At 70.3% G+C, this 19,621-nt stretch carries 16 protein-coding genes; 12 read left to right on the top strand and 4 right to left on the bottom strand.

Annotation, left to right across the window (positions count from 1 at the left end; genetic code table 11):
• Positions 1-2 precede the first annotated feature (2 nt).
• Positions 3-2,516 carry a phenylalanine--tRNA ligase subunit beta gene (gene pheT / locus CCK91_RS09575; RefSeq protein WP_086473859.1) on the top strand — a complete coding sequence of 838 codons (2,514 nt, stop codon included), beginning with the start codon at positions 3-5 and terminating at the stop codon, positions 2,514-2,516.
• 73 nt (positions 2,517-2,589) lie between these two features.
• On the opposite strand, the gene CCK91_RS09570 is transcribed toward pheT, so the two are convergent.
• Positions 2,590-4,149 (bottom strand): helix-turn-helix domain-containing protein, encoded by a 1,560-nt coding sequence (locus tag CCK91_RS09570; RefSeq protein ID WP_086473858.1) that lies wholly within the window; start codon positions 4,147-4,149, stop codon positions 2,590-2,592.
• 36 nt (positions 4,150-4,185) lie between these two features.
• The gene (locus tag CCK91_RS09565) at positions 4,186-4,833 is read right to left on the bottom strand and encodes a hypothetical protein (RefSeq protein ID WP_133059973.1); all 648 of its coding nucleotides are present in this window, start codon (positions 4,831-4,833) and stop codon (positions 4,186-4,188) included.
• A 140-nt stretch (positions 4,834-4,973) separates the two neighbouring features.
• On the opposite strand from CCK91_RS09565, the gene CCK91_RS09560 reads away from it, so the two are divergent.
• The 9 genes from CCK91_RS09560 to CCK91_RS09520 all read left to right on the top strand — a co-directional run bounded on the left by CCK91_RS09560 (position 4,974) and on the right by CCK91_RS09520 (position 14,553).
• Complete coding sequence (locus CCK91_RS09560) at positions 4,974-6,257, top strand: sensor histidine kinase (RefSeq protein ID WP_086473856.1); 1,284 nt, start codon at positions 4,974-4,976, stop codon at positions 6,255-6,257.
• Entirely contained in the window at positions 6,254-6,943 is a 690-nt protein-coding gene (locus CCK91_RS09555) for a response regulator (RefSeq protein ID WP_086473855.1), read from the top strand. The genes CCK91_RS09560 and CCK91_RS09555 overlap by 4 nt, the downstream gene beginning before the upstream one ends.
• A 201-nt stretch (positions 6,944-7,144) precedes the next feature.
• Complete coding sequence (argC, locus tag CCK91_RS09550; RefSeq protein ID WP_086473854.1) at positions 7,145-8,188, top strand: N-acetyl-gamma-glutamyl-phosphate reductase; 1,044 nt, start codon at positions 7,145-7,147, stop codon at positions 8,186-8,188.
• Positions 8,185-9,354, top strand: a complete 1,170-nt coding sequence (gene argJ, locus CCK91_RS09545; protein WP_086473853.1) for a bifunctional glutamate N-acetyltransferase/amino-acid acetyltransferase ArgJ — start codon at positions 8,185-8,187, stop codon at positions 9,352-9,354. The genes argC and argJ overlap by 4 nt, the downstream gene beginning before the upstream one ends.
• Positions 9,355-9,356: 2 nt before the next feature.
• Entirely contained in the window at positions 9,357-10,262 is a 906-nt protein-coding gene (argB, locus tag CCK91_RS09540) for an acetylglutamate kinase (protein ID WP_079707058.1), read from the top strand.
• Complete coding sequence (locus CCK91_RS09535; RefSeq protein WP_079707057.1) at positions 10,259-11,443, top strand: acetylornithine transaminase; 1,185 nt, start codon at positions 10,259-10,261, stop codon at positions 11,441-11,443. Before argB ends, CCK91_RS09535 begins: the two co-directional genes overlap by 4 nt.
• Positions 11,444-11,478: 35 nt before the next feature.
• Positions 11,479-12,420 (top strand): ornithine carbamoyltransferase, encoded by a 942-nt coding sequence (gene argF, locus CCK91_RS09530; RefSeq protein WP_086473852.1) that lies wholly within the window; start codon positions 11,479-11,481, stop codon positions 12,418-12,420.
• Between the two features lie 69 nt (positions 12,421-12,489).
• A complete protein-coding gene (gene argH, locus CCK91_RS09525) occupies positions 12,490-13,920 on the top strand; it encodes an argininosuccinate lyase (RefSeq protein ID WP_086473851.1) in 1,431 nt (476 codons plus the stop codon).
• A gap of 15 nt (positions 13,921-13,935) precedes the next feature.
• Positions 13,936-14,553 carry a DNA-3-methyladenine glycosylase gene (locus CCK91_RS09520; protein ID WP_086473850.1) on the top strand — a complete coding sequence of 206 codons (618 nt, stop codon included), beginning with the start codon at positions 13,936-13,938 and terminating at the stop codon, positions 14,551-14,553.
• 9 nt (positions 14,554-14,562) lie between these two features.
• Here the strand turns inward: CCK91_RS09520 and CCK91_RS09515 are convergent, their stop codons facing one another.
• Positions 14,563-15,162 (bottom strand): hypothetical protein, encoded by a 600-nt coding sequence (locus CCK91_RS09515; protein ID WP_086473849.1) that lies wholly within the window; start codon positions 15,160-15,162, stop codon positions 14,563-14,565.
• Positions 15,159-15,791: a hypothetical protein gene (locus CCK91_RS09510; protein WP_086473848.1), complete on the bottom strand. Its 633-nt coding sequence runs from the start codon at positions 15,789-15,791 to the stop codon at positions 15,159-15,161. The genes CCK91_RS09515 and CCK91_RS09510 overlap by 4 nt, the downstream gene beginning before the upstream one ends.
• A 168-nt stretch (positions 15,792-15,959) precedes the next feature.
• Between CCK91_RS09510 and tyrS the strand changes: the two genes are divergently transcribed.
• Positions 15,960-17,270 carry a tyrosine--tRNA ligase gene (gene tyrS, locus CCK91_RS09505; protein WP_086473847.1) on the top strand — a complete coding sequence of 437 codons (1,311 nt, stop codon included), beginning with the start codon at positions 15,960-15,962 and terminating at the stop codon, positions 17,268-17,270.
• Positions 17,271-17,313: 43 nt separating this feature from the next.
• Entirely contained in the window at positions 17,314-19,212 is a 1,899-nt protein-coding gene (locus CCK91_RS09500; RefSeq protein ID WP_086473846.1) for an outer membrane protein assembly factor BamB family protein, read from the top strand.
• The last annotated feature ends 409 nt before the right edge of the window (positions 19,213-19,621 follow it).

Raw genomic sequence — 19,621 nt, 5'->3', positions numbered from 1 at the left:
TCGTGCGTGTTCCATTGAGCTGGCTCGGGGAGTTCGTCGAACTCGCCCCGGGGACCACCCCCGAAGACGTCCACGCGGCACTCGTGCGCGTCGGGCTCGAGGAGGAGGACGTCCACCGCTTCGAGCTGACCGGTCCCATCGTGGTCGGCGAGGTCCTCGAGTTCGTCGAGGAGCCGCAGTCCAACGGCAAGACCATCCGCTGGTGCCAGGTCCGTGTCGCCGAGGGTGACGCCGAGGGGGCCGTGCGGGGCATCGTCTGCGGCGCCGGCAACTTCTTCGTCGGCGACCAGGTGGTCGTCACTCTGCCCGGCGCCGTGCTGCCCGGTCCCTTCCCGATCGCCGCTCGCAAGACCTACGGCCACGTGTCGGACGGCATGATCGCCTCGGCTCGCGAGCTCGGTCTCGGTGAGGACCACGACGGGATCCTGCGCCTCTCGACGATCGGGGTCGAGGCACCCGTCGGCACCGACGCGATCAGCCTGCTCGGTCTCGACGACGCTGCGGTCGAGCTCAACGTGACGCCCGATCGCGGGTACGCGTTCTCGATCCGAGGGGTCGCACGCGAGTACTCGCACGCGACCGGGGCGGCCTTCCGTGACCCGGCGGCGAGCGTTCCCGAAGCCTTCACCGGACCACTCGACGGCTTCCCCGTCACGATCGAGGATGCGGCGCCGATCCGCGATCGCGTCGGGTCGAGCGTCTTCGTCACCCGCGTCGTGCGCGACGTCGACCCGACGAAGCCGACCCCACCGTGGATGGTGGCGCGGTTGAAGCTCGCCGGCATCCGCTCACTGTCGCTCGTCGTCGACATCACGAACTACGTCATGCTCGAGCTCGGACAGCCGATCCACGGGTACGACCTCGACAAGCTCACGGGCGGCATCGTCGTCCGGCGCGCGCGGTCCGGCGAGACCTTCGTCACGCTCGACGGCCAGGAGCGGAAGCTCCACGACGAGGACCTGTTGATCACCGACGATTCGGGCCCGATCGGGCTCGCGGGCGTGATGGGTGGCCTCGACACCGAGATCACCGATGCCACGCGCAACGTCCTCATCGAGGCCGCGAACTTCGACCAGGTGTCCATCGCGCGGAGCGCGCGCCGCCACAAGCTGCCGAGCGAGGCCTCGAAGCGGTTCGAGCGCGGTGTCGATCCGCAGATCGCCGTCGCGGCCGCCGGTCGCGTCGCGCAGCTGCTCGTCGACCTGGCCGGTGGCCGGACAGACGACCTCGGCTCAACCGTCACCACGGCGCCGGATCGCGAGCCGATCCTGCTCCCCGACGACTACATCAACGGCCTCATCGGCGTCACGTTCGGGGCGGACGAGACACGGTCCGCGCTCGCCGAGATCGGCGCGGCCGTCGAGGCGACCGATGGCGGCCTGCTCGTGACGCCGCCGAGCTGGCGCCACGACATCACCGGCAAGGAGGACCTCGCCGAGGAGGTGGCGCGGATCCTCGGGTACGACCGCATCCCGTCGGTGCTCCCCGTCGCGCCTCCGGGACGCGGGCTCTCGCGCTCGCAGCGGTTGCGCCGTGGGGTCGCCGATGCGCTCGCCTACGGCGGCGCCACCGAGGTGTTGGCCTACCCGTTCGTCTCCGCCGAGGAGAACGCCCGGTTCGGCGCTCCGCAGCCTGGTGTGTTCCCAGCTGTGAAGCTCGCGAACCCGCTGGACGCGAAGGCCCCATTCCTCCGTGCGTCGATCCTGCCCGGTCTCCTCGCGGTGGCCCACCGGAACGTCTCGCGTGGTCTGACCGACCTCTCGATCTTCGAGGTCGGCGCGGTGTTCCGTCCGTCCCGTCATGGTGCGTTCGGCCAGGCCGAACTCCCGCAGGCGGCGGCCCGGCCGAGCGAGGCCCAGCTCGAGGAGCTCGAGGCGGGCGTCCCGGCCCAACCGCGTCATCTCGGTTTCCTCGCGGTCGGCAACGCCGTCCCGAAGCAGCCGGGCCAGCCCGCGGTCGCGGCCGGTATCGCCGACGCGCTCGAGGCCGTCCAGGCCGTCGCGGTGGCGACCGGCGTCGACATCACCGTCTCGCAGGGCAGCCATCAGGCGCTGCACCCCGGACGGACTGCGGCGCTGCATGTCGGCGACGTCCTGGTGGGGTACGCGGGGGAGGTGCACCCGGCCGTCGCCGAGGAGGCGAACCTGCCGCGGGTCGTGGCGGTCGCGGAACTCGATCTGGATCGCATCATCGCGCTCGGCGACGCACTGCCCGAGGCCGTCGGCATCGGAACCCTGCCCGCGGCGACGCAGGACCTCTCGCTGCTCGTCCCCGCGACGGTCTCAGCCGGTGAGGTTCTCGACGCCGTCCGGGTCGGAGCCGGTTCGCTGCTCGAGCACATCCGCCTCGTCGACGACTACCGCGGTTCGGGCGTCCCCGAGGGCGGCAAGAGCCTGACCTTCGCCCTGCGGTTCCGCGCGCCGGACCGCACGCTCACCGCGGCGGAGGCGAGCGACGCGAAGCTGGCCGGCGCGGCAGTCGCGGCCGAGCGCTTCGGCGCGAGCATCCGGGACTGAGCCGGTCGTACCGGACGACAGCGGCCCCGCGGATCGATGATCTGCGGGGCCGCGTCCGTCGGACGGGACGGACTCAGTCGCGGAAGGTCTCGATCGACGCACCCAGGGTGATGAGTCGCTCCTGCAGCTGCTCGTACCCGCGAGCGATGATGTCCACGTTCCGGAGCACGCTCGTGCCCTTCGCGGCGAGCATGGCGAGCAGGATGACGACGGCCGGTCGCAGCGCGGGAGGGCAGCTCACCTCGGCGCCTGACCAGTGCGTCGGCCCGGAGACGTCGATGCGGTGCGGGTCGCGCAGGCGGACGTTCGCGCCGAGTCGCGTCAGGTCGGTGAGGTGGATCGCCCTGCCCTCGTACACCCAGTCGTGGATGAGCGTGTCGCCCTCGGCGCAGGCCGCGATGACCGCGAAGAACGGGAGGTTGTCGATGTTCAGCCCTGGGAACGGCATGGGGTGGATCTTGTCGATCGGGGCGTGCAGCTTCGAGGGGTGCACGGTGACGTCGACGAGTCGGGTCCGGCCGTTCGCCGCCGCGTACTCGGGGGAGCGGGTGTAGCGCAGTCCCATCTCGCCGAGCGTCGCGAGCTCGATCTCCATGAACTCGATCGGCACGCGCGTGACGGTGATCTCCGAGTCGGTGACGATCCCGGCGGTGAGCAGACTCATCGCCTCCACCGGGTCCTCACTCGGCCAGTAGTCCACGTCCTCGTTGATGACGCTGCGGCCGGTGATCCGGAGCGTCGTGCTCCCGATGCCGTCGATGGTGATGCCGAGGAGCTCCAGGTAGAAGCAGAGGTCCTGCACCATGTAGTTCGGGCTGGCGTTGCGGATGGTCGTCACGCCGTCGCGCACCGCGGCGGCCATGATGGCGTTCTCGGTCACGGTGTCGCCGCGCTCGGTGAGCACGACGCTCAGCTCCTCGGGCACGTCGGGGGCGACGGTGGCCTGGTACCAGCCGGCGGTCGCCTCGATGGACAGGCCGAACGGCCGGAGCGCGATGAGGTGCGGTTCGACGGTCCGGGTCCCGAGGTCGCAACCACCGGCGTAGGGGAGGGCGAAGGTGTCGTAGCGGCCGAGCAGCGGACCGAGGAACATGAGCACACTGCGGGTCCGGCGACCGGCGTCCTCGTCGATGCTCTCGAGTGAGAGGTCGTCCGGGACGTGGATCTCGACGTCCTGGCCGTCGGGCGACCAGACCACGGAGACGCCCAGGCTGCGCAGGACGTCGATGATGCGGTCGACCTCGACGATCCGGGCGATGCCGTGCAGCGTGGTGCGGCCGCGGTTCATGAGCGCGGCGCACAGGAGCGCGACCGAGGCGTTCTTGCTCGAACGCACCGCGATGGTTCCGTGCAGCTGTCGGCCGCCCTGGACGCGGAGGTGCGAGTTCTTCTTCTGTTCGCCGAAACTGACGATCTCACTCTCGAGCGCGGTGCTGATCCGGCTCAGGAGGTCGATGCTGATGTTCTGACTGCCCTGCTCGATCCGGTTGATCGCGCTCTGGCTCGTGCCGACGCGTTCCGCCAGCTGGGCCTGGGTGAGTTTGCGTCCCTGACGGGCGCCGCGGATGAGTGCTCCGACCTGCCGGAGCGGTGCCGCAGGGTCCGTTCGTTCAAACGTTGCCGTGTCTTCCATGTCGTCACTCTATCTCAGATATGAGATAGAGCGCCGTTAGGGGCGCCCCTGAGGTGTCCGAATGGAATCCGAAACCCGCTCCGTGGCGTCAGGCGAGGGGTCGGAGCTCCGGAAGAGGACGGCGTACACCGGGCCTGCGGCGAACCAGATGCCGGTGATCGCGACGAGCTTGATGATCATGCCCCAGATGACGTCCTCGTTCGCGAGGGCGAAGGACGCGGGGACGGTCCAGCCGACCATGGCCTGCATCGCGAGGAGCCCGGCGACCGCGATCGCGACGGCGAGGACCACCCGACGCCACTCCGACCAGGCGGCCCGGACGTATGCTGGCCCGGACTTCGGCTTCGGCCGCGGTGCTGGACCGCCCGCGAACCGGTGTGCGAACCACACGTCCGCCTTCGTGATGAGCGCGTGGCCGAACGCCACGGTGAAGCCCAGGTAGATGGTCGCGAGGAGGTGCGTGACGTTCGGCTCCTCGCCGGACGTGAGGTCGGTCGCGGTCAGGACCAGGAGGACGAGGTCCACGACCGGTACACCGATCAACATGATCGCGCTGAGCCGGCGCCGCCGGAGGAGGTAACGGACCGCGAGCCCGCCGAAGAGGAGGATCCAGAACGCGGCCTCCGCGCCGAGGATGGCCCAGATGAGTGGGCTCGTGCCGAAGAGTTCAGTGAAGCTGTCCATGTTCCGATGGTGTCGCGGGGTGATGCCGTGCCACATCGACCGTGCTGCTGATCCTCCGGCGACGGGGTCAGCGGAACTGCGTACGAGGGCTCGTCCCCCCGACGCTCGCGCCGGGCGGCTCGAGCTGGTGTGATGGAGGCATGGCTGCTCTCGAAGGACCGCGCGCATGGGTGGATCGACACCGCGAGCCGGTCATCACCACGGTGTGCGCAGCCATGGGACTCCTGTTCGCCCTCCTCGGGATCCATGTCCCATGGGGGGCGACCGTGTCGGAACCGCCGCTCCTCCTCACACTCGTCTTCCTCGCGGCCATCCTGGCGGTGCACCTGCTCCGCCGCCGACGCCCGTTGACCACGCTGGCCGTCGGCGTCCTGATCGCCCTCGCCGAGGCGCTCACCACTGGAGGCAGCGGCCTCGGGATGCTCATCATCGTGTCCGACCTCGCCTATGCGGCGGCGCTCTACTCGCGGTCCCGGGTCATGGACGTCGCCGCGTTCGCCTGCACCGCGCTCGCCGTCGTGTCGGTCGGTGTCTTCGCGGTGATCTGGTTCACCGACGACGTCGAGGCCGTCACCCGGCTCGGTCGCGGCGTGGTCCTCGGCTCGCTCATCATCGTCCCGGTCATCCTGGCGAGTTCGATCTGGTACGGCAGGATGGTCCGGTACCCACGTCTCGAGGCCGAACGCCAGCGCGAGCGCGCGGACACGATCGCCCAGGCAGCGGCTGCGCTCCGGCAGGACGCCGTGACCCGTGAACGGCTCGAGCTCAGCCGGGAGCTGCACGACGTCATCGCCGGTCACCTCTCGGCGATCGCGATGCAGTCGGCGGCGGCCCTGGAACGACGCGACGGCACCGACCCGGTGGCGCTGCGGCGCAGCCTCACGCTCGTCCGGACCAGCAGTCTCGACGCGCTCGCCGACATGCGCACCATGATCGACGTGCTCCGCGGTGACCAGTCGACCGACGAGCTGACCCAGGCACCAGATCGACTCACGGCCGAGTCGGTCCGCCGCGCGGTCGAGGTCGCCCGTGCCAACGGACTGGAGGTGGAGGTACAGGCACCGGACGACGCGGCGCTCGCCGAGGTCCCCGCACAGACCTCGATCGTCGGGCTCCGCACGCTCGTCGAAGGCCTGACGAACACCGCGAAGCACGCACCGGGTGCCTCCGTGCGGGTCGAGGTCTCGCTCCCGCCCGGTGCGCTGTCCGTCACGCTCAGCAACCCGCTGCCGACGGCGACTGCGTCTTCGGTGCTCGCCGGGTCCGGTGGGGTCGGCCTCGTCGGCCTGGCCGAGCGGGCACGTCTCGTCGGAGGCGACCTCGTCGCGGGGCCGGACGGTCCCGACTGGCGGACGGCGCTCACCGTGCCGACCCCGGTGTCGCCGGCCACTCCCGCGGTCGTCACCGCAGGAGGGGCGTCATGACCATCACGGTCCTCATCGCGGACGACCACGCGGCCGTCAGAGCGGGTCTCGGAGCACTGCTCGACGAGCCGGACGACATCCTGGTCATCGCCGAGGCGGCGGACGGGGAGGCCGTCGTCGCGCAAGCCGCGCGACATCGACCGGACGTCGTGTTGCTCGACGTCCAGATGCCGCGTGCCTCCGGGATCGACGCGATCCCGGCCATCCTCGCTGCGGCCACCCCGCCGCCGAGCATCATCATGCTCACCACCTTCGCGCTCGACCGGTACGTCGACGAGGCGCTGGCGGCCGGGGCGAACGCCTTCCTGGTGAAGACGGTCTCCGCTGCCGGCCTCGTCGACGCGATCCGACGAGTGCATGCGGGCGAGGCGGTGCTCGCCCCTGAGGTGACCCGCCGAGTCCTCGAACGTCTCGCCGCGGCCAAACCTCCGGTCGTGCCGGAGCCGGCAACGCCGCACCCCGGTCTGGCCACACTGACACCGCGGGAGCGTGAGGTCCTCGAGCAGCTGCGCGCGGGACTGAGCAACGCGGGGATCGCGACCGTGCTCGGGCTGTCGGAGGCGACGGCCCGCACACACGTGTCCCGGATCCTCGTGAAGCTCGACGCCCGGTCGCGGGTGCAGGCCGCGCTCATCGCCGAGCGGGCGGCGCCGGGCGCGGATTCGTCGGCATCCTCGTCGTCGTAGTACGCTCTCGACATGGCACGTTTCCAGGCACAGGGTTCTTCGCGGGCGATCACGCTCCGCGCCCTCCGCCGTCCCGTGTCCGCACGCGCTACCGCAGAGCGACGATAGGCGACCCCGGTGCTCGCACGGTCCAGGTGACCGTGCAGTCGTCCAGGAGTCGCCGCCTCCGCCCCTCGAGCGTCCACTCAATAAGGTAGAGCCATGTCCTTCTCTGTAGCGGTGGCCGGAGCATCCGGCTACGCAGGAGGCGAGCTGCTTCGGCTGCTCGCCGACCACCCCGACTTCGACGTCCGGACGGTGACCGCGCACGCGAACGCCGGTCAACCGCTCGTCGACCACCAGCCACACCTCCGCTCCCTCCGGCATCTCGTCCTCGAAGCGACGACGCCGGACGTGCTCGCGGGACACGACGTCGTCTTCCTCGCCCTGCCGCACGGCAAGTCTGGCGAGGTCACGGCATCGCTTCCACCGGATACCCTCGTCGTCGACTGCGGAGCCGACCACCGGCTCGTCGACGAGGCCGACTGGGACGCCTTCTACGGCGGCGACCACTTCGGCGCCTGGGCCTACGGCGTGCCGGAGCTCCAGACGTCCACCGGGCGGGGGCGCGACGCTCTCGCGGGCGCCAAGCGGATCGCCGCTCCCGGGTGCAACGCCAGCACCGTCGCCCTGTCCCTCGCGCCCGGCATCGCCGCGGGGGTGATCGAGCCGCTCGACCTCGTCTCCGTGCTCGCCGTCGGGCCGTCCGGTGCGGGGAAGAGCCTGAAGGTCAACCTGCTCGCGAGCGAGGTGCTCGGCACGGCCAACCCCTACGCCGTCGGCGGTACCCACCGGCACATCCCCGAGATCACGCAGAGCCTCCGGGCGGCCGGTGCCGATCGCGCATCCATCTCGTTCACCCCGGTCATCGTCCCGATGTCGCGCGGCATCCTGGCCACCTCGACGGCACGCATCGTCCCGGGCACCACGGCGGCAGCGGTCCGCGAGGCCTGGGAGACGGCCTACGCCGACGAGCCGTTCGTCCAGGTGCTGCCGGAGGGCTCGTTCCCCCGGACGGCCGACGTCCTCGGCGCCAACACCGCGCTGATCGGACTCGCCGTCGACGAGACGGTGGGACGGGTCGTCGTCGTGACCGCCGTCGACAACCTCGTGAAGGGGACCGCCGGCGCGGCGATCCAATCGGCGAACATCGCGCTCGGGCTCCCCGAGACGACCGGCTTGAGTGTGAATGGAGTGGCACCGTGAGTGTGACAGCAGCAGCAGGGTTCCTCGCGGCGGGCGTCGCCTGCGGCCTCAAGACCTCCGGGGGCCTCGACCTCGCGGTGGTCCACAACGTCGGTCCGCTGCAGCACGCGGCGACGGTGTTCACGAGCAACCGGTGCAAGGCCAACCCGATCCTCTGGAGCGAGCAGGTCATGCAGGACGGCATCGTCTCGGCGATCGTCCTGAACTCCGGCGGCGCGAACTGCTACACGGGGACGCGCGGTTTCCAGACGACGCACGCGACCGCGGAGGCCGTCGCAGAGCGACTCGCCATCTCGGCCGGCGACGTCCTCGTCTGCTCCACGGGGCTCATCGGCGAACAGCTGGACCTCGACAAACTGACCGCGGGCGTCTGGGACGCCACCCGCGCGGTCGCCGACGAGGACGGTGCGAGCGAAGCGGCCGGGCTCGCCGCGGCGACCGCGATCATGACGACCGACACGAAGCCGAAACAGGCCGTTCGGAGTGCGGACGGCTGGACCGTCGGCGGCATGGCGAAGGGCGCGGGCATGCTCGCCCCCGGGCTCGCGACGATGCTCGTCGTCATCACGACCGACGCCGTGCTCGAGCCGGCACAGCTCGACCAGGCGCTCCGCAGCGCGACCCGTGTCACCTTCGACCGCCTCGACTCCGACGGCTGCATGTCCACCAACGACACGGTGTCGCTCCTCGCGTCCGGGTCGAGCGGCGTCACCCCGGAGCTGTCGGCCTTCACCGAGGCGCTGACGGAGGTCTGTCGCGACCTCACCCTGCAGTTGCAGGCCGATGCCGAGGGCGCGGCCCACGACGTCGCGATCGAGGTCGTCGGCGCGGTGTCCGAGGACGACGCGGTCGAAGTCGCCCGCGCGGTCTCCCGCAGCAACCTCTTCAAGGCGGCCATCTTCGGCAACGACCCGAACTGGGGCCGGGTGCTCGCGGCCGTCGGGACCACGGGCGCCGAGTTCGACCCGTACGGGATCGACGTGGCCATGAACGGCGTCCAGGTGTGCACCGCCGGCGAGCCGGATCAGTCGCGCGACCTCGTCGACCTCTCACCGCGCGCCGTGCACGTGCTCATCGACCTCCACGCCGGTGACACGGGAGCCACCATCTGGACGAACGACCTCACGCACGACTACGTGCACGAGAACAGCGCGTACGCGAGCTGATGATGACCCAGTATCGAGACAACTCTCCCGAGGAGGCGGCGATCAAGGCCGCCACCCTCATCGAGTCGCTTCCCTGGCTGAAGACCTTCCGCGACCAGACGATCGTCGTCAAGTTCGGCGGCAACGCGATGGTGAGCGACGAACTCGCGCAGGCGTTCGCGGAGGACATGGTCTACCTGCGCTACGCGGGGCTGAAGCCCGTCGTCGTGCACGGTGGAGGCCCGCAGATCTCCGCGATGCTCGAGCGGCTCGACATCCACAGCGAGTTCCGCGGCGGGTACCGGGTCACGACGCCCGAGGCCATGGAGGTCGTCCGCATGGTCCTCACCGGTCAGGTCAACCCCGAGCTCGTGGGGCGGATCAACGAACACGGCCCGCTCGCCGCAGGACTGTCCGGCGAGGACGCGGGCCTGTTCGGCGGGCGTCGTCGCTCGATCGTCGTCGACGGCGAGACCGTGGACATCGGGCTCGTCGGCGACGTCGTCAGCGTCGACCCGACCTCGGTGCAGGCCTACCTCGACGCCGGCAACATCCCGGTGGTCTCCTCGATCGCCCCCGACCTCGACCAGCCCGGCCAGACGCTCAACGTGAACGCCGATGCGGCCGCCGCGGCGCTCGCCGTCGCACTCGGTGCCGCGAAGCTCGTCATCCTGACCGATGTCGCCGGGCTGTACAGCGACTGGCCCAACCGCGACTCGCTCGTCTCGCAGATCACGACGAGTGAGTTGCGAGCCATGCTGCCCACGCTCGAATCGGGCATGATCCCGAAGATGACCGCCTGCCTCGACGCCGTCGACGGCGGGGTCGCCAAGGCCGCCATCATCGACGGCCGCGTGCCCCACTCCATCCTGCTCGAGGTGTTCACCCAGAACGGCTCCGGCACCGAGGTCGTCCCGGAGGACTCATGAGCGACTGGAAGAGCCGCGTCGACCGCGACATGATGCGGACGTTCAACACGCCGATCGCCATGCTGACGCGCGGTGAGGGATGCCATGTCTGGGACGCCGAGGGCAACCGCTACCTCGACTTCCTCGCGGGCATCGCGGTGAACGCACTGGGACATGCGCATCCGGCGTTCGTCGGTGCGATCACGCGACAGGCGAGCACGCTCGCGCACGTCTCCAACTACTTCTCGAGTCCGCCGCAGCTCGAGCTCGCGGCCCGACTGAAGCGTCTCGCCGGAGCGGACGAGGGCGGTCGGGTGTACTTCGCGAACTCCGGTGCCGAGGCGAACGAGGCGGCGTTCAAGCTCGCTCGACTTAACCACGGCGACGGGTCGCGGACCCGGGTCCTCACCCTGGAGAACTCCTTCCACGGGCGGACCTTCGGGGCGCTCGCCCTGACCGGCAAGCCCGCCCTGCAGGAGGGGTTCCACCCGCTCCCGGGCGGCGTCGAGCACATCCCGACGACGATCGAGGCACTCGAGGCGGCGATCGACGACCGGGTCGCCGCGCTGATCCTCGAACCGATCAAGGGCGAAGCCGGCGTCATCGACCTGCCGGAGGGCTACCTCGCCCGTGCCAGGGCACTCACCGAGGCGCACGGCGTGCTGCTCATCATCGATGAGATCCAGACCGGGGCCGGTCGGACGGGGGAGTGGTTCGCGTTCCAGCGGGACGGCATCGTCCCGGACGCGATCACCGTCGCCAAGGGGATCGGCGGTGGCATGCCGATCGGCGCCCTCGTCACCTTCGGTGCCGCCTCCGAGCTGTTCGGACCCGGCCAGCACGGCAGCACCTTCGGAGGCAACCCGCTCGCGACCGCGACGGCGAACGCGGTGCTCGAGGAGATCGAGCGCGCCGGTCTCGTGCAGAACGCCGCCGCGCGCGGTGAGCAGTTGCGGGCCGTCATCACCGCCATCGGTTCCCCGCTCGTCGAGGAGGTCCGCGGACACGGGCTGCTCATCGGCATCGGCTTGAGCGCCCCGGTGGCAGCCGAGCTGTCGGCCGCGGCGTTCGACCGAGGGCTCATCATCAACGCCCCGAACGCGACGAGCATCCGGATCGCGCCGCCGCTCATCATCGGCGACGCCGAGATCGACGAGTTCACCTCCCTCTTCCGCGCGGCGCTCGACGCCGTCCAGGCCTGACCGGCCATCGACCCACACGAACAGGACCACCAGCCATGACCCGTCACTTCCTCCGCGACGACGACCTCAGCCCGGCCGAGCAGGCCGAGATCCTCGACCTCGCCACCGAGCTGAAGCGCGACCGCTGGTCGCGGAAGCCGCTCGAAGGCCCGCAGACCGTCGCGGTCATCTTCGACAAGTCCTCGACGCGGACACGCGTCTCCTTCGCCGTGGGGATCGCCGACCTCGGCGGATCACCGCTCATCATCTCGACGGCCAACAGCCAGCTCGGCGGCAAGGAGACGGCCGCCGACACCGCTCGGGTCCTCGAACGTCAGGTCGCGGCGATCGTCTGGCGGACCTACGCCCAGTCCGGTCTCGAGGAGATCTCGGCCGGGACGACCGTGCCCGTCGTCAACGCGCTGTCCGACGACTTCCACCCGTGCCAGCTCCTCGCCGACCTCCTCACGATCCGCGAGCACAAGGGCGAGCTCGCCGGTCTGACGATGTCGTTCTTCGGCGACGGAGCGAGCAACATGGCCCACTCCTACCTGTTGGCCGGCGCGACGGCGGGGATGCACGTCCGCATCGCCGCCCCGGCCGAGTTCGCCCCGGCTGCGGACGTCGTCGCCGACGCGGAGCGCATCGCCCGGGCGACGGGCGGCTCCGTGCTCGTGACCACCGACCCCGACGCAGCGGCGGCGGATGCCGACGTGATGATCACCGACACCTGGGTGTCGATGGGCAAGGAGGACGAGAAGGCGCAACGCGTCGCCATCTTCGGCGGCTACCGGGTCGACCGCAGGCTCATGGGGCTCGCGGCGTCCGACGCCGTCTTCATGCACTGCCTGCCCGCCGATCGCGGCTTCGAGGTCGAGGCCGAGGTCATCGACGGGGCGCAGAGCATCATCTGGGACGAGGCGGAGAACCGCCTCCACGCGCAGAAGGCCCTGCTCGTGTGGCTGCTCGAGCAGCAGCACACCGGCTCCGCGGCCTGACCCTTCCCCGGCTGCGGCCGACCGACCAGTCCGGAGCACTCCGGACGCCAGCAGTACAGGAGGCCCATCGTGGCAGATCAGCAGAACCGAGCAGGCGAATCCGGGGCCCTCTGGGGTGGACGCTTCGCGAGCGGACCGTCGCCGGAACTCGCCCGTCTGAGCAAGTCCACACAGTTCGACTGGGTCCTCGCCGCATACGACATCGCGGGTTCCCGCGCCCATGCCAAGGCGCTCGCGTCGGCGGGGTATCTCGACGAGGACGAGCTCGGTGGGATGCTCGCCGCCCTCGACGTCCTGGACGCCGACGTGGCCGACGGGACGTTCGTCGCGGCGGAGAGCGATGAGGACGTCCACTCGGCGCTGGAACGCGGGCTCGTCGAACGGGCCGGCAAGGAACTCGGTGGGAAGCTGCGCGCCGGACGAAGCCGGAACGACCAGATCGCGACGCTCGTGCGCCTCTACCTCATCGATCACGGACGGGTGATCGCCCGCGACGTCATCCACCTGATCGACGCGATCGTCTCCCAGGCCGAAGCACACCCTGACGCGGTGATGCCCGGCCGCACGCACCTGCAGCACGCGCAGCCGGTGCTGCTCGCCCACCAGCTGCTCGCGCACGCCTGGCCGCTCACCCGCGACCTGGAACGGCTCCGCGACTGGCTCGCCCGGGCGAGCGCCTCGCCGTACGGTTCCGGAGCGCTCGCCGGCAGTTCCCTCGGGCTCGACCCGGTGCTCGTCGCGCACGAGCTCGGGCTCGACCGGCCGACCGAGAACTCGATCGACGCCACCGCCAGCCGCGACGTGGTCGCCGAGTTCGCGTTCATCACCTCGCTGATCGGGATCAACCTGTCCCGGTTCGCTGAGGAGATCATCGTCTGGAACACCCGTGAGTTCGGGTTCGTGACCCTCGACGACGCCTACTCGACCGGCTCGAGCATCATGCCGCAGAAGAAGAACCCCGACATCGCCGAACTCGCCCGCGGGAAGTCCGGGCGACTCATCGGGAACCTGACCGGGCTGCTGGCGACGCTGAAGGCGCTGCCGCTCGCGTACAACCGCGACCTGCAGGAGGACAAGGAACCGGTGTTCGACTCCGTGAACCAGCTCGAGGTGTTGCTGCCGGCGTTCACCGGGATGGTGGCGACGCTCCGCTTCGACACGGCACGGCTGCGCGAGCTGGCACCGGAGGGGTTCTCCCTCGCGACAGATGTCGCCGAGTGGCTCGTCAAGCAGGGTGTGGCCTTCCGCGACGCGCACGAGATCAGCGGCGAGCTCGTGCGGTACTGCGAGGAGCGCGGGCTGGCACTCGACGAACCGGACGACGCCGCACTGGCGGGTGTCTCTGAACATCTCACGCCGGACGTGCGGAGCGTCCTGACCGTCGACGGCTCGATCGGTAGCCGACTCGGCGCCGGTGGGACTGCGCCGGAGCGGGTCCAGGACCAGCTCGTGACGCTCGTCGGGCGGGTGGGCGCGCTGTCGCAGGCCCTCTCGCTCTAGACGGGGCGGGGTCCGATGACGACGGCCGGTCCGCTGCGGGCGCTGACCTCGGGATCGGCCCTCGAGGTCGCGCCCGCGCTGCTCGGAGCGGTGCTGTCCCACACGACGCCCGAGGGCACCGTGTCGGTCCGCCTCACGGAGGTCGAGGCCTATCTCGGGGTCGGCGAGGATCCCGGATCCCACGCGCACCGCGGTCCGACGCCGCGCACGAGTCCGATGTTCGGTCCGCCCGGGCATCTGTACGCATACTTCAGCTACGGCATGCACGTCTGCATCAACGTCGTGTGCTCACCGGTCGGCACGGCGTCGGCCGTGCTCCTGCGTGCCGGCGAGGTCGTCGCGGGGCTGGAGCTCGCGCGGCTGCGACGCGGTGACCGGGTGCCGGATCGCGACCTGGCCAGAGGGCCGGCGCGGCTCACCGTGTCGCTCGGGATCGCGCTCGACCAGTCGGGTGACGACCTCGCCGAGCCGCCCCTCGATCTGCTCCTGCCCGAGCGCCCGCTCGCCTCGGCGGCCGGTCCGCGGACGGGCGTCAGCGGGGTCGGTGGGGGAGCCGCCTACCCGTGGCGGTTCGTGCTGCCGGGGGAGACGACCGTCTCGCCCTACCGCCGCTCGCCCAGGGCCGTGGACTGACCCGCCGACTCAGCCTCGCGCGAGCAGCAGGATCGACGCCACCCCGGCAGCCCAGAGGAGGCTGGCGAGCGAGCCGATGATGAACCGCTCGCGCGCCTCGGCCGAGTCGAGTTCGGTGAAACGTCCGACACCCTTCACCGCGACGATGACCGCGATCGCCTCCGGATAGCCGGAGAACAACGCGGCGACGAGGGCGAGCCGTTCGAGGATCCCGATCGCGGTCCCGCCGCGCAGCACCTCGATGGGACGTCCGACGACCTGCGATGCGCTCGGGTTCCGGTGCTCCACGAGGATGCCGCCGTGGATCCCGGGGGCGACGCTGCCCTTGGTCGCGAGGGCGAGGACGAAGGAGGCGACCGGACCACCGCCGGTGACCGCGACAGCGAGGACGAAGACGCCGAGGAGCACGAGAGCCGGACCGGTCGGCGGAACCGAGGGGACGAGCGCGACCAGGAGGGCCCCGATCACCATGAGGGCCGTCGCCACGACCATGAGACGATCCGCGAGACGCGCGCTCAGCACCCGGGCCAGCAGGAGGAAGACGAGCGCGCTTCCGAGGAGGCCGATGACGGTCGGCCAGGTGATGGGCGTGAGCGTGACGAGGTTCATCGCTCGTCCTTTCGGTCGTCGGGGTGGTGCACGGAGGCGTCCTGGTCGAGCTTCGTCAAGAGGCGGATGAGCGCGGTGGTCGCCGCGGCTTCGGCTCGGACTCCGGCGGCCGCGACCCGGCGACTGACCGAACTCTCGGTGATGCCGAGTCGTGCCGCGGCCTCGGACTGGGTCACGCCGGCCGCGAGCAGGTCGGCGACCTCCCATCCGCCGGCGGTCCTCCGGTCGCGGAGGTGGAGGAGGAGCACGATGAGCGCTTCGACGTCGGCGCCGCCCTGCTGGTCGGCCGCCTCGAGCGCGAACCGGAAGGGCGCCCGCTTGGCCCGCGTGACGGCCTCCCGGGCGGCGTAGAAGGCCTGACCGGTCGCGGCACGGGTCGAATCGGGGAGCGGACGTCGGACGTCGCCTTGTCCGATGCCCACGCTCCAGCCGCGATCCCGGAGGAGGTCGAGGGCGATGGCGAGCGCGACCTCGGCGTCCTCGGTGGCGAGCTGGAACTCGTCGCCCGCCGTGCGTTCGGCCTGGAGGAGCAGGCTCTCCGGGAACCGTTCGTTGACCGACTCGATGACACCGGCTGCGCGATCAGGGCCGGTCCGGCTCGCGATCTGGTCGACGGTCAGCACGTACACGGCTCTCCTCTCGGCGGTGGCTCGGCTCGATCACCCTAGCCGCAACATGCAGGTATTTCCACAACTCTGACGAATGAGAGGAATTCCTGCACGTCACCGTCGCCGCGATCGCGCCGAGGCCGATGCGCCCGATCCGGCAGCGGATGCCGCGCTGATAGCCTTGCAAGCGTGCCGAACCTCGCTCTTCCTGACCAGCGCAACGATCCGACCTTCGAGGACGTCTGGGACGAACTCGTCTGGCGCGGGCTCGTCCACGTGTCGACGGATCAGCAGGAGCTGAAGCGTCTGCTCGGTGGAGCGCCGATCACCTACTACTGCGGGTTCGACCCGACGGCTGCGAGCCTCCACCTGGGCAACCTGGTCCAGCTGCTCGTCATGCGTCGGCTGCAGCTGGCCGGACATCGCCCGCTCGGGCTCGTGGGCGGTTCGACCGGCCTCATCGGCGACCCACGACCGACCGCTGAGCGCACGCTGAACACGCCGGACACCGTCGCCGAGTGGGTGCAGTCGCTCCGCGCGCAGATCGAACGCTTCCTCAGCTTCGAGGGCGACAACGCCGCGCGCATGGTCAACAACCTCGATTGGACCGCACCGCTCTCCGCGATCGACTTCCTGCGGGAGATCGGCAAGCACTACCGCGTCGGCACGATGCTGAAGAAGGACGCGGTCAGCGCCCGCCTCAATTCGGAGGCGGGGATCAGCTACACCGAGTTCAGTTACCAGATCCTCCAGGGGATGGACTACCTCGAGCTGTACCGCGAATACGGCTGCGTCCTGCAGACCGGCGGGAGCGACCAGTGGGGCAACCTCACGAGCGGCACCGACCTCATCCACCGGGTCGAGCGGGCCACCGTCCACGCGATCGGGACCCCGCTGATCACGAACTCGGACGGCACGAAGTTCGGGAAGAGCGAAGGCAACGCGGTCTGGCTCGACCCGAGCATGACGAGCCCGTACGCGTTCTACCAGTTCTGGGTCAACACCGACGATGCGGACGTCATCGCCCGGCTGAAGGTGTTCACGTTCCTCGATCGGGTGGAGATCGAGCGACTGGCGGCTGCGACCGAGGCGGAACCGTTCAGGCGGGAGGCACAGAAGACCCTCGCCTACGCCGTCACCGCGCTCGTCCACGGCGTCGCCGCGACGGATGCGGCCATCGCCGCGTCGGCCGCGCTCTTCGGTCAGGGCGATCTGGACGCACTCGACGCGGACACGCTGCGGTCGGCCGTCACGGAGTTGCCGAACGCGCGGGTGGCCGCGGAGACGCTCGTCATCCAGGCGCTCGTCGACACGGAGCTGTGCTCGAGCCTCGGTGAGGCTCGACGCGCGGTCGCCCAGGGAGGCGTCTCGGTGAACAACCGCAAGATCGACGACGTCGACGCGACCCTGGACGACCGGTTCCTCACGGGCGGGGTGGCCGTGCTGCGCCGCGGCAAGCGCACCCTCGCCGGGCTGTTCCTCGACGGAGCGCCCGCCTGATCCGCCGACGACGGCATCGTCGTCGTCATCGAACCTGAAGGGGATGCTCCGAGTGCAGCTCTGCGAGGCGTGCGGGACCGAGATCGTCGACCGCCGCGACGGTGTGTGCCCGAGTTGTGGGGCCATGCTGCCGCTGCGCACGGGCGAGCTGTCGACGGTGGAGACCCTGGCCGAGGCCGAGGCGGCAGAGCCGGAGCCGGAGCTGGCGGACGAGCCCGAGTCGGAGTCGATGGACGCCCGGCCCACGCCGGCCGACGACGGCGACCTCGTCGAGACCGATGCACCCCACGTCGAGACCGGTGCCCCCGCAGCGGAAGCCGATCGACTGCCGTCGCCGGACGTCGACACGACTGAGCCCACGACACCAGGTACCGCGACGTCGATCGCGCCGAGCGCGGTGCCGACACCGGTCCCGGATCCCGAATCCACCAACCCGGCGCCGGCGCAGGCGTCGACTCCGCTCCCGGCGACAGCCGCTGCGGACGAGCCGGCTTCGGCAAGCGCCGCGGGGGAGGCACCTGGGGAACCGACCGCGCCCCGTGCCCTCTGGCACCCCGATTCGTTGCCCACCACGGTCAAGCGGACCCCCTCGCGCCGACGATGGTTCCTCCTCGGCGGACTCGCGCTGGCCGTGGTCGCTGCGATCATCGCGGTCGTGCTCATCGTGGTCGCGGCCGTTCCCCACCGCGTCGAGGGGCTCGCGCTCCTCCGCGACCTCCCGACGAAGCCGACCGTCGGAACGTGGGAACTCACGCATCCGCTGGATGACGAGGTGCCCGCGGGCGACGAGCTCTACCTGAACGGGTACACCGCGAGCCCCAACACCGCGCTGCTCGTCTGGTCAACCGACCGGCCACTGGATCAGACGACCCTCGACGACGCTCCGGGCGAGACGGTGGTCTCCCTGGTGAACACGGCGAACGGCCACACGCTCTGGGACCGTCGCGTCACCGAGCTCTCTCCGGAGTTCGACCGCTTCGACGCACCGGTGGTCGTCTCCCCACCCGATGCGGCCGCGATCGTGCTGAGTCAGGGCGACCTCATGGTGGCCGTGAGCCGTCGCGACGGGCACGTGGTGTCCACCTCGCAAGAGCACTCGAGTGTCGAGGGGATCGGCTTCGCCGACTTCGCCGCGCCGGCGGCCTTCGTCCCGGGTCTCGAGGGTGACCTGCTCATCTCGTCGACCACGGCCGACGGCACCGGGACGGTCGGCCGCTACCGGTCGACGGACCTGACCGACCCGGTCTGGGAGGTCAGCGGTGACGCCGGCGAGCGGGCGACCACCGCGGGCGACAAGCTCTTCTACGACGGTGCGGTCTACTCGCTCGACGACGGATCGACCATCGACTGGCAGGGCGACCTCTCCTGGTACTACCAGCAGGTGGGCGGCGATCTCGTCGCGATCGACTACTCCGGCAACGACACCACGATCCGCGGGGTGGACGACCGCACCGGCGCCGAGCGCTGGAAGGCGGCCGGGGCGCTGCCGGTGGTGCTCGACGCGAGCGGGCTGTTGGTCGTCGCCGACCAGTCGGGGGAGCGGGTCCGCCGCCTCGACCCGCGATCCGGCGAGGTCGAGTGGCGCAGCGGACTGACGAGCACCTGGGACGGCGCCTACACCGTGGGCGACACGATCATGCTCGGTGACGGCGAAGGCGGATACACCGGGGTCGGCGCTCGAGACGGCGAGATCCGATACGAGGAGCAGGACGCCGAGGGCAGCCTCGTCGGATACAGCGACCGGACCCTCCTGCTCACGCTCGACGACACGCTCGTCGGGATCGACGCGAACACGGGCGAGCGCAGTTGGTCGGTCGACTCCGCCGGAGACGAGTACTCGTTCACCGCCTGGGGCGGAAGCCCACTCGCCGTCGCGACGGTCGTCGCGGCCGGTTCCGACTCGGCGGCTGTCCTCGGCATCGGTGACGCTGATCGGGACTGAAGCGCGTGGATCCGGGCGACACGCCCGGGATGCAGCGATGATTTGCCAGCCCCTGGCGGTCTGCGTAAAGTAATCACTCGTCACCCCAAAGGTGCGGGAAGCGGAAGAGCTTCCCGGCCTCAAGTGGGACTGATACCCAGCCAAAAGCCGAGCATCTCCACGTGAGTCAAACTCACACTTGAGATCGTCTCACTTCAAGACTAGGTTGGAACTTCACAGCTCTCGGGTCATCGAAGCGGTGAGGATCAGACGGACTCCGGTCCACTCAGATCAGCTCCTGGTTCGACTTGACAAGAACCGAAGAAGTGGTAAGTTAGAGAAGTTGCCCTGCAGGGCGGTCGTGATGGCCAAAGGCAGGAGCATCCGATCCTTGAGAACTCAACAGCGTGCACAATGTCAAATGCCAAAA

Source organism: Plantibacter elymi (nom. nud.) (genome assembly GCF_900177795.1).
GTDB lineage: Bacteria > Actinomycetota > Actinomycetes > Actinomycetales > Microbacteriaceae > Plantibacter > Plantibacter elymi.
Note: the sequence above shows the minus strand (reverse complement) of the source record. Positions and strands in the feature narration are given on the sequence as shown.

Bases quoted from the DNA above. Each gene is read 5' to 3' on its own strand.
- CCK91_RS09515 (WP_086473849.1), bottom strand. From the start codon at position 15,162: ATGAACCTCGTCACGCTCACGCCCATCACCTGGCCGACCGTCATCGGC.
- CCK91_RS09555 (WP_086473855.1), top strand. From the start codon at position 6,254: ATGACCATCACGGTCCTCATCGCGGACGACCACGCGGCCGTCAGAGCG.
- CCK91_RS09535 (WP_079707057.1), top strand. From the start codon at position 10,259: ATGAGCGACTGGAAGAGCCGCGTCGACCGCGACATGATGCGGACGTTC.
- CCK91_RS09500 (WP_086473846.1), top strand. From the start codon at position 17,314: ATGCTCCGAGTGCAGCTCTGCGAGGCGTGCGGGACCGAGATCGTCGAC.
- argC (WP_086473854.1), top strand. From the start codon at position 7,145: ATGTCCTTCTCTGTAGCGGTGGCCGGAGCATCCGGCTACGCAGGAGGC.
- CCK91_RS09560 (WP_086473856.1), top strand. From the start codon at position 4,974: ATGGCTGCTCTCGAAGGACCGCGCGCATGGGTGGATCGACACCGCGAG.
- argF (WP_086473852.1), top strand. From the start codon at position 11,479: ATGACCCGTCACTTCCTCCGCGACGACGACCTCAGCCCGGCCGAGCAG.
- CCK91_RS09520 (WP_086473850.1), top strand. From the start codon at position 13,936: ATGACGACGGCCGGTCCGCTGCGGGCGCTGACCTCGGGATCGGCCCTC.
- CCK91_RS09570 (WP_086473858.1), bottom strand. From the start codon at position 4,149: ATGGAAGACACGGCAACGTTTGAACGAACGGACCCTGCGGCACCGCTC.
- argB (WP_079707058.1), top strand. From the start codon at position 9,357: ATGACCCAGTATCGAGACAACTCTCCCGAGGAGGCGGCGATCAAGGCC.
- CCK91_RS09565 (WP_133059973.1), bottom strand. From the start codon at position 4,833: ATGGACAGCTTCACTGAACTCTTCGGCACGAGCCCACTCATCTGGGCC.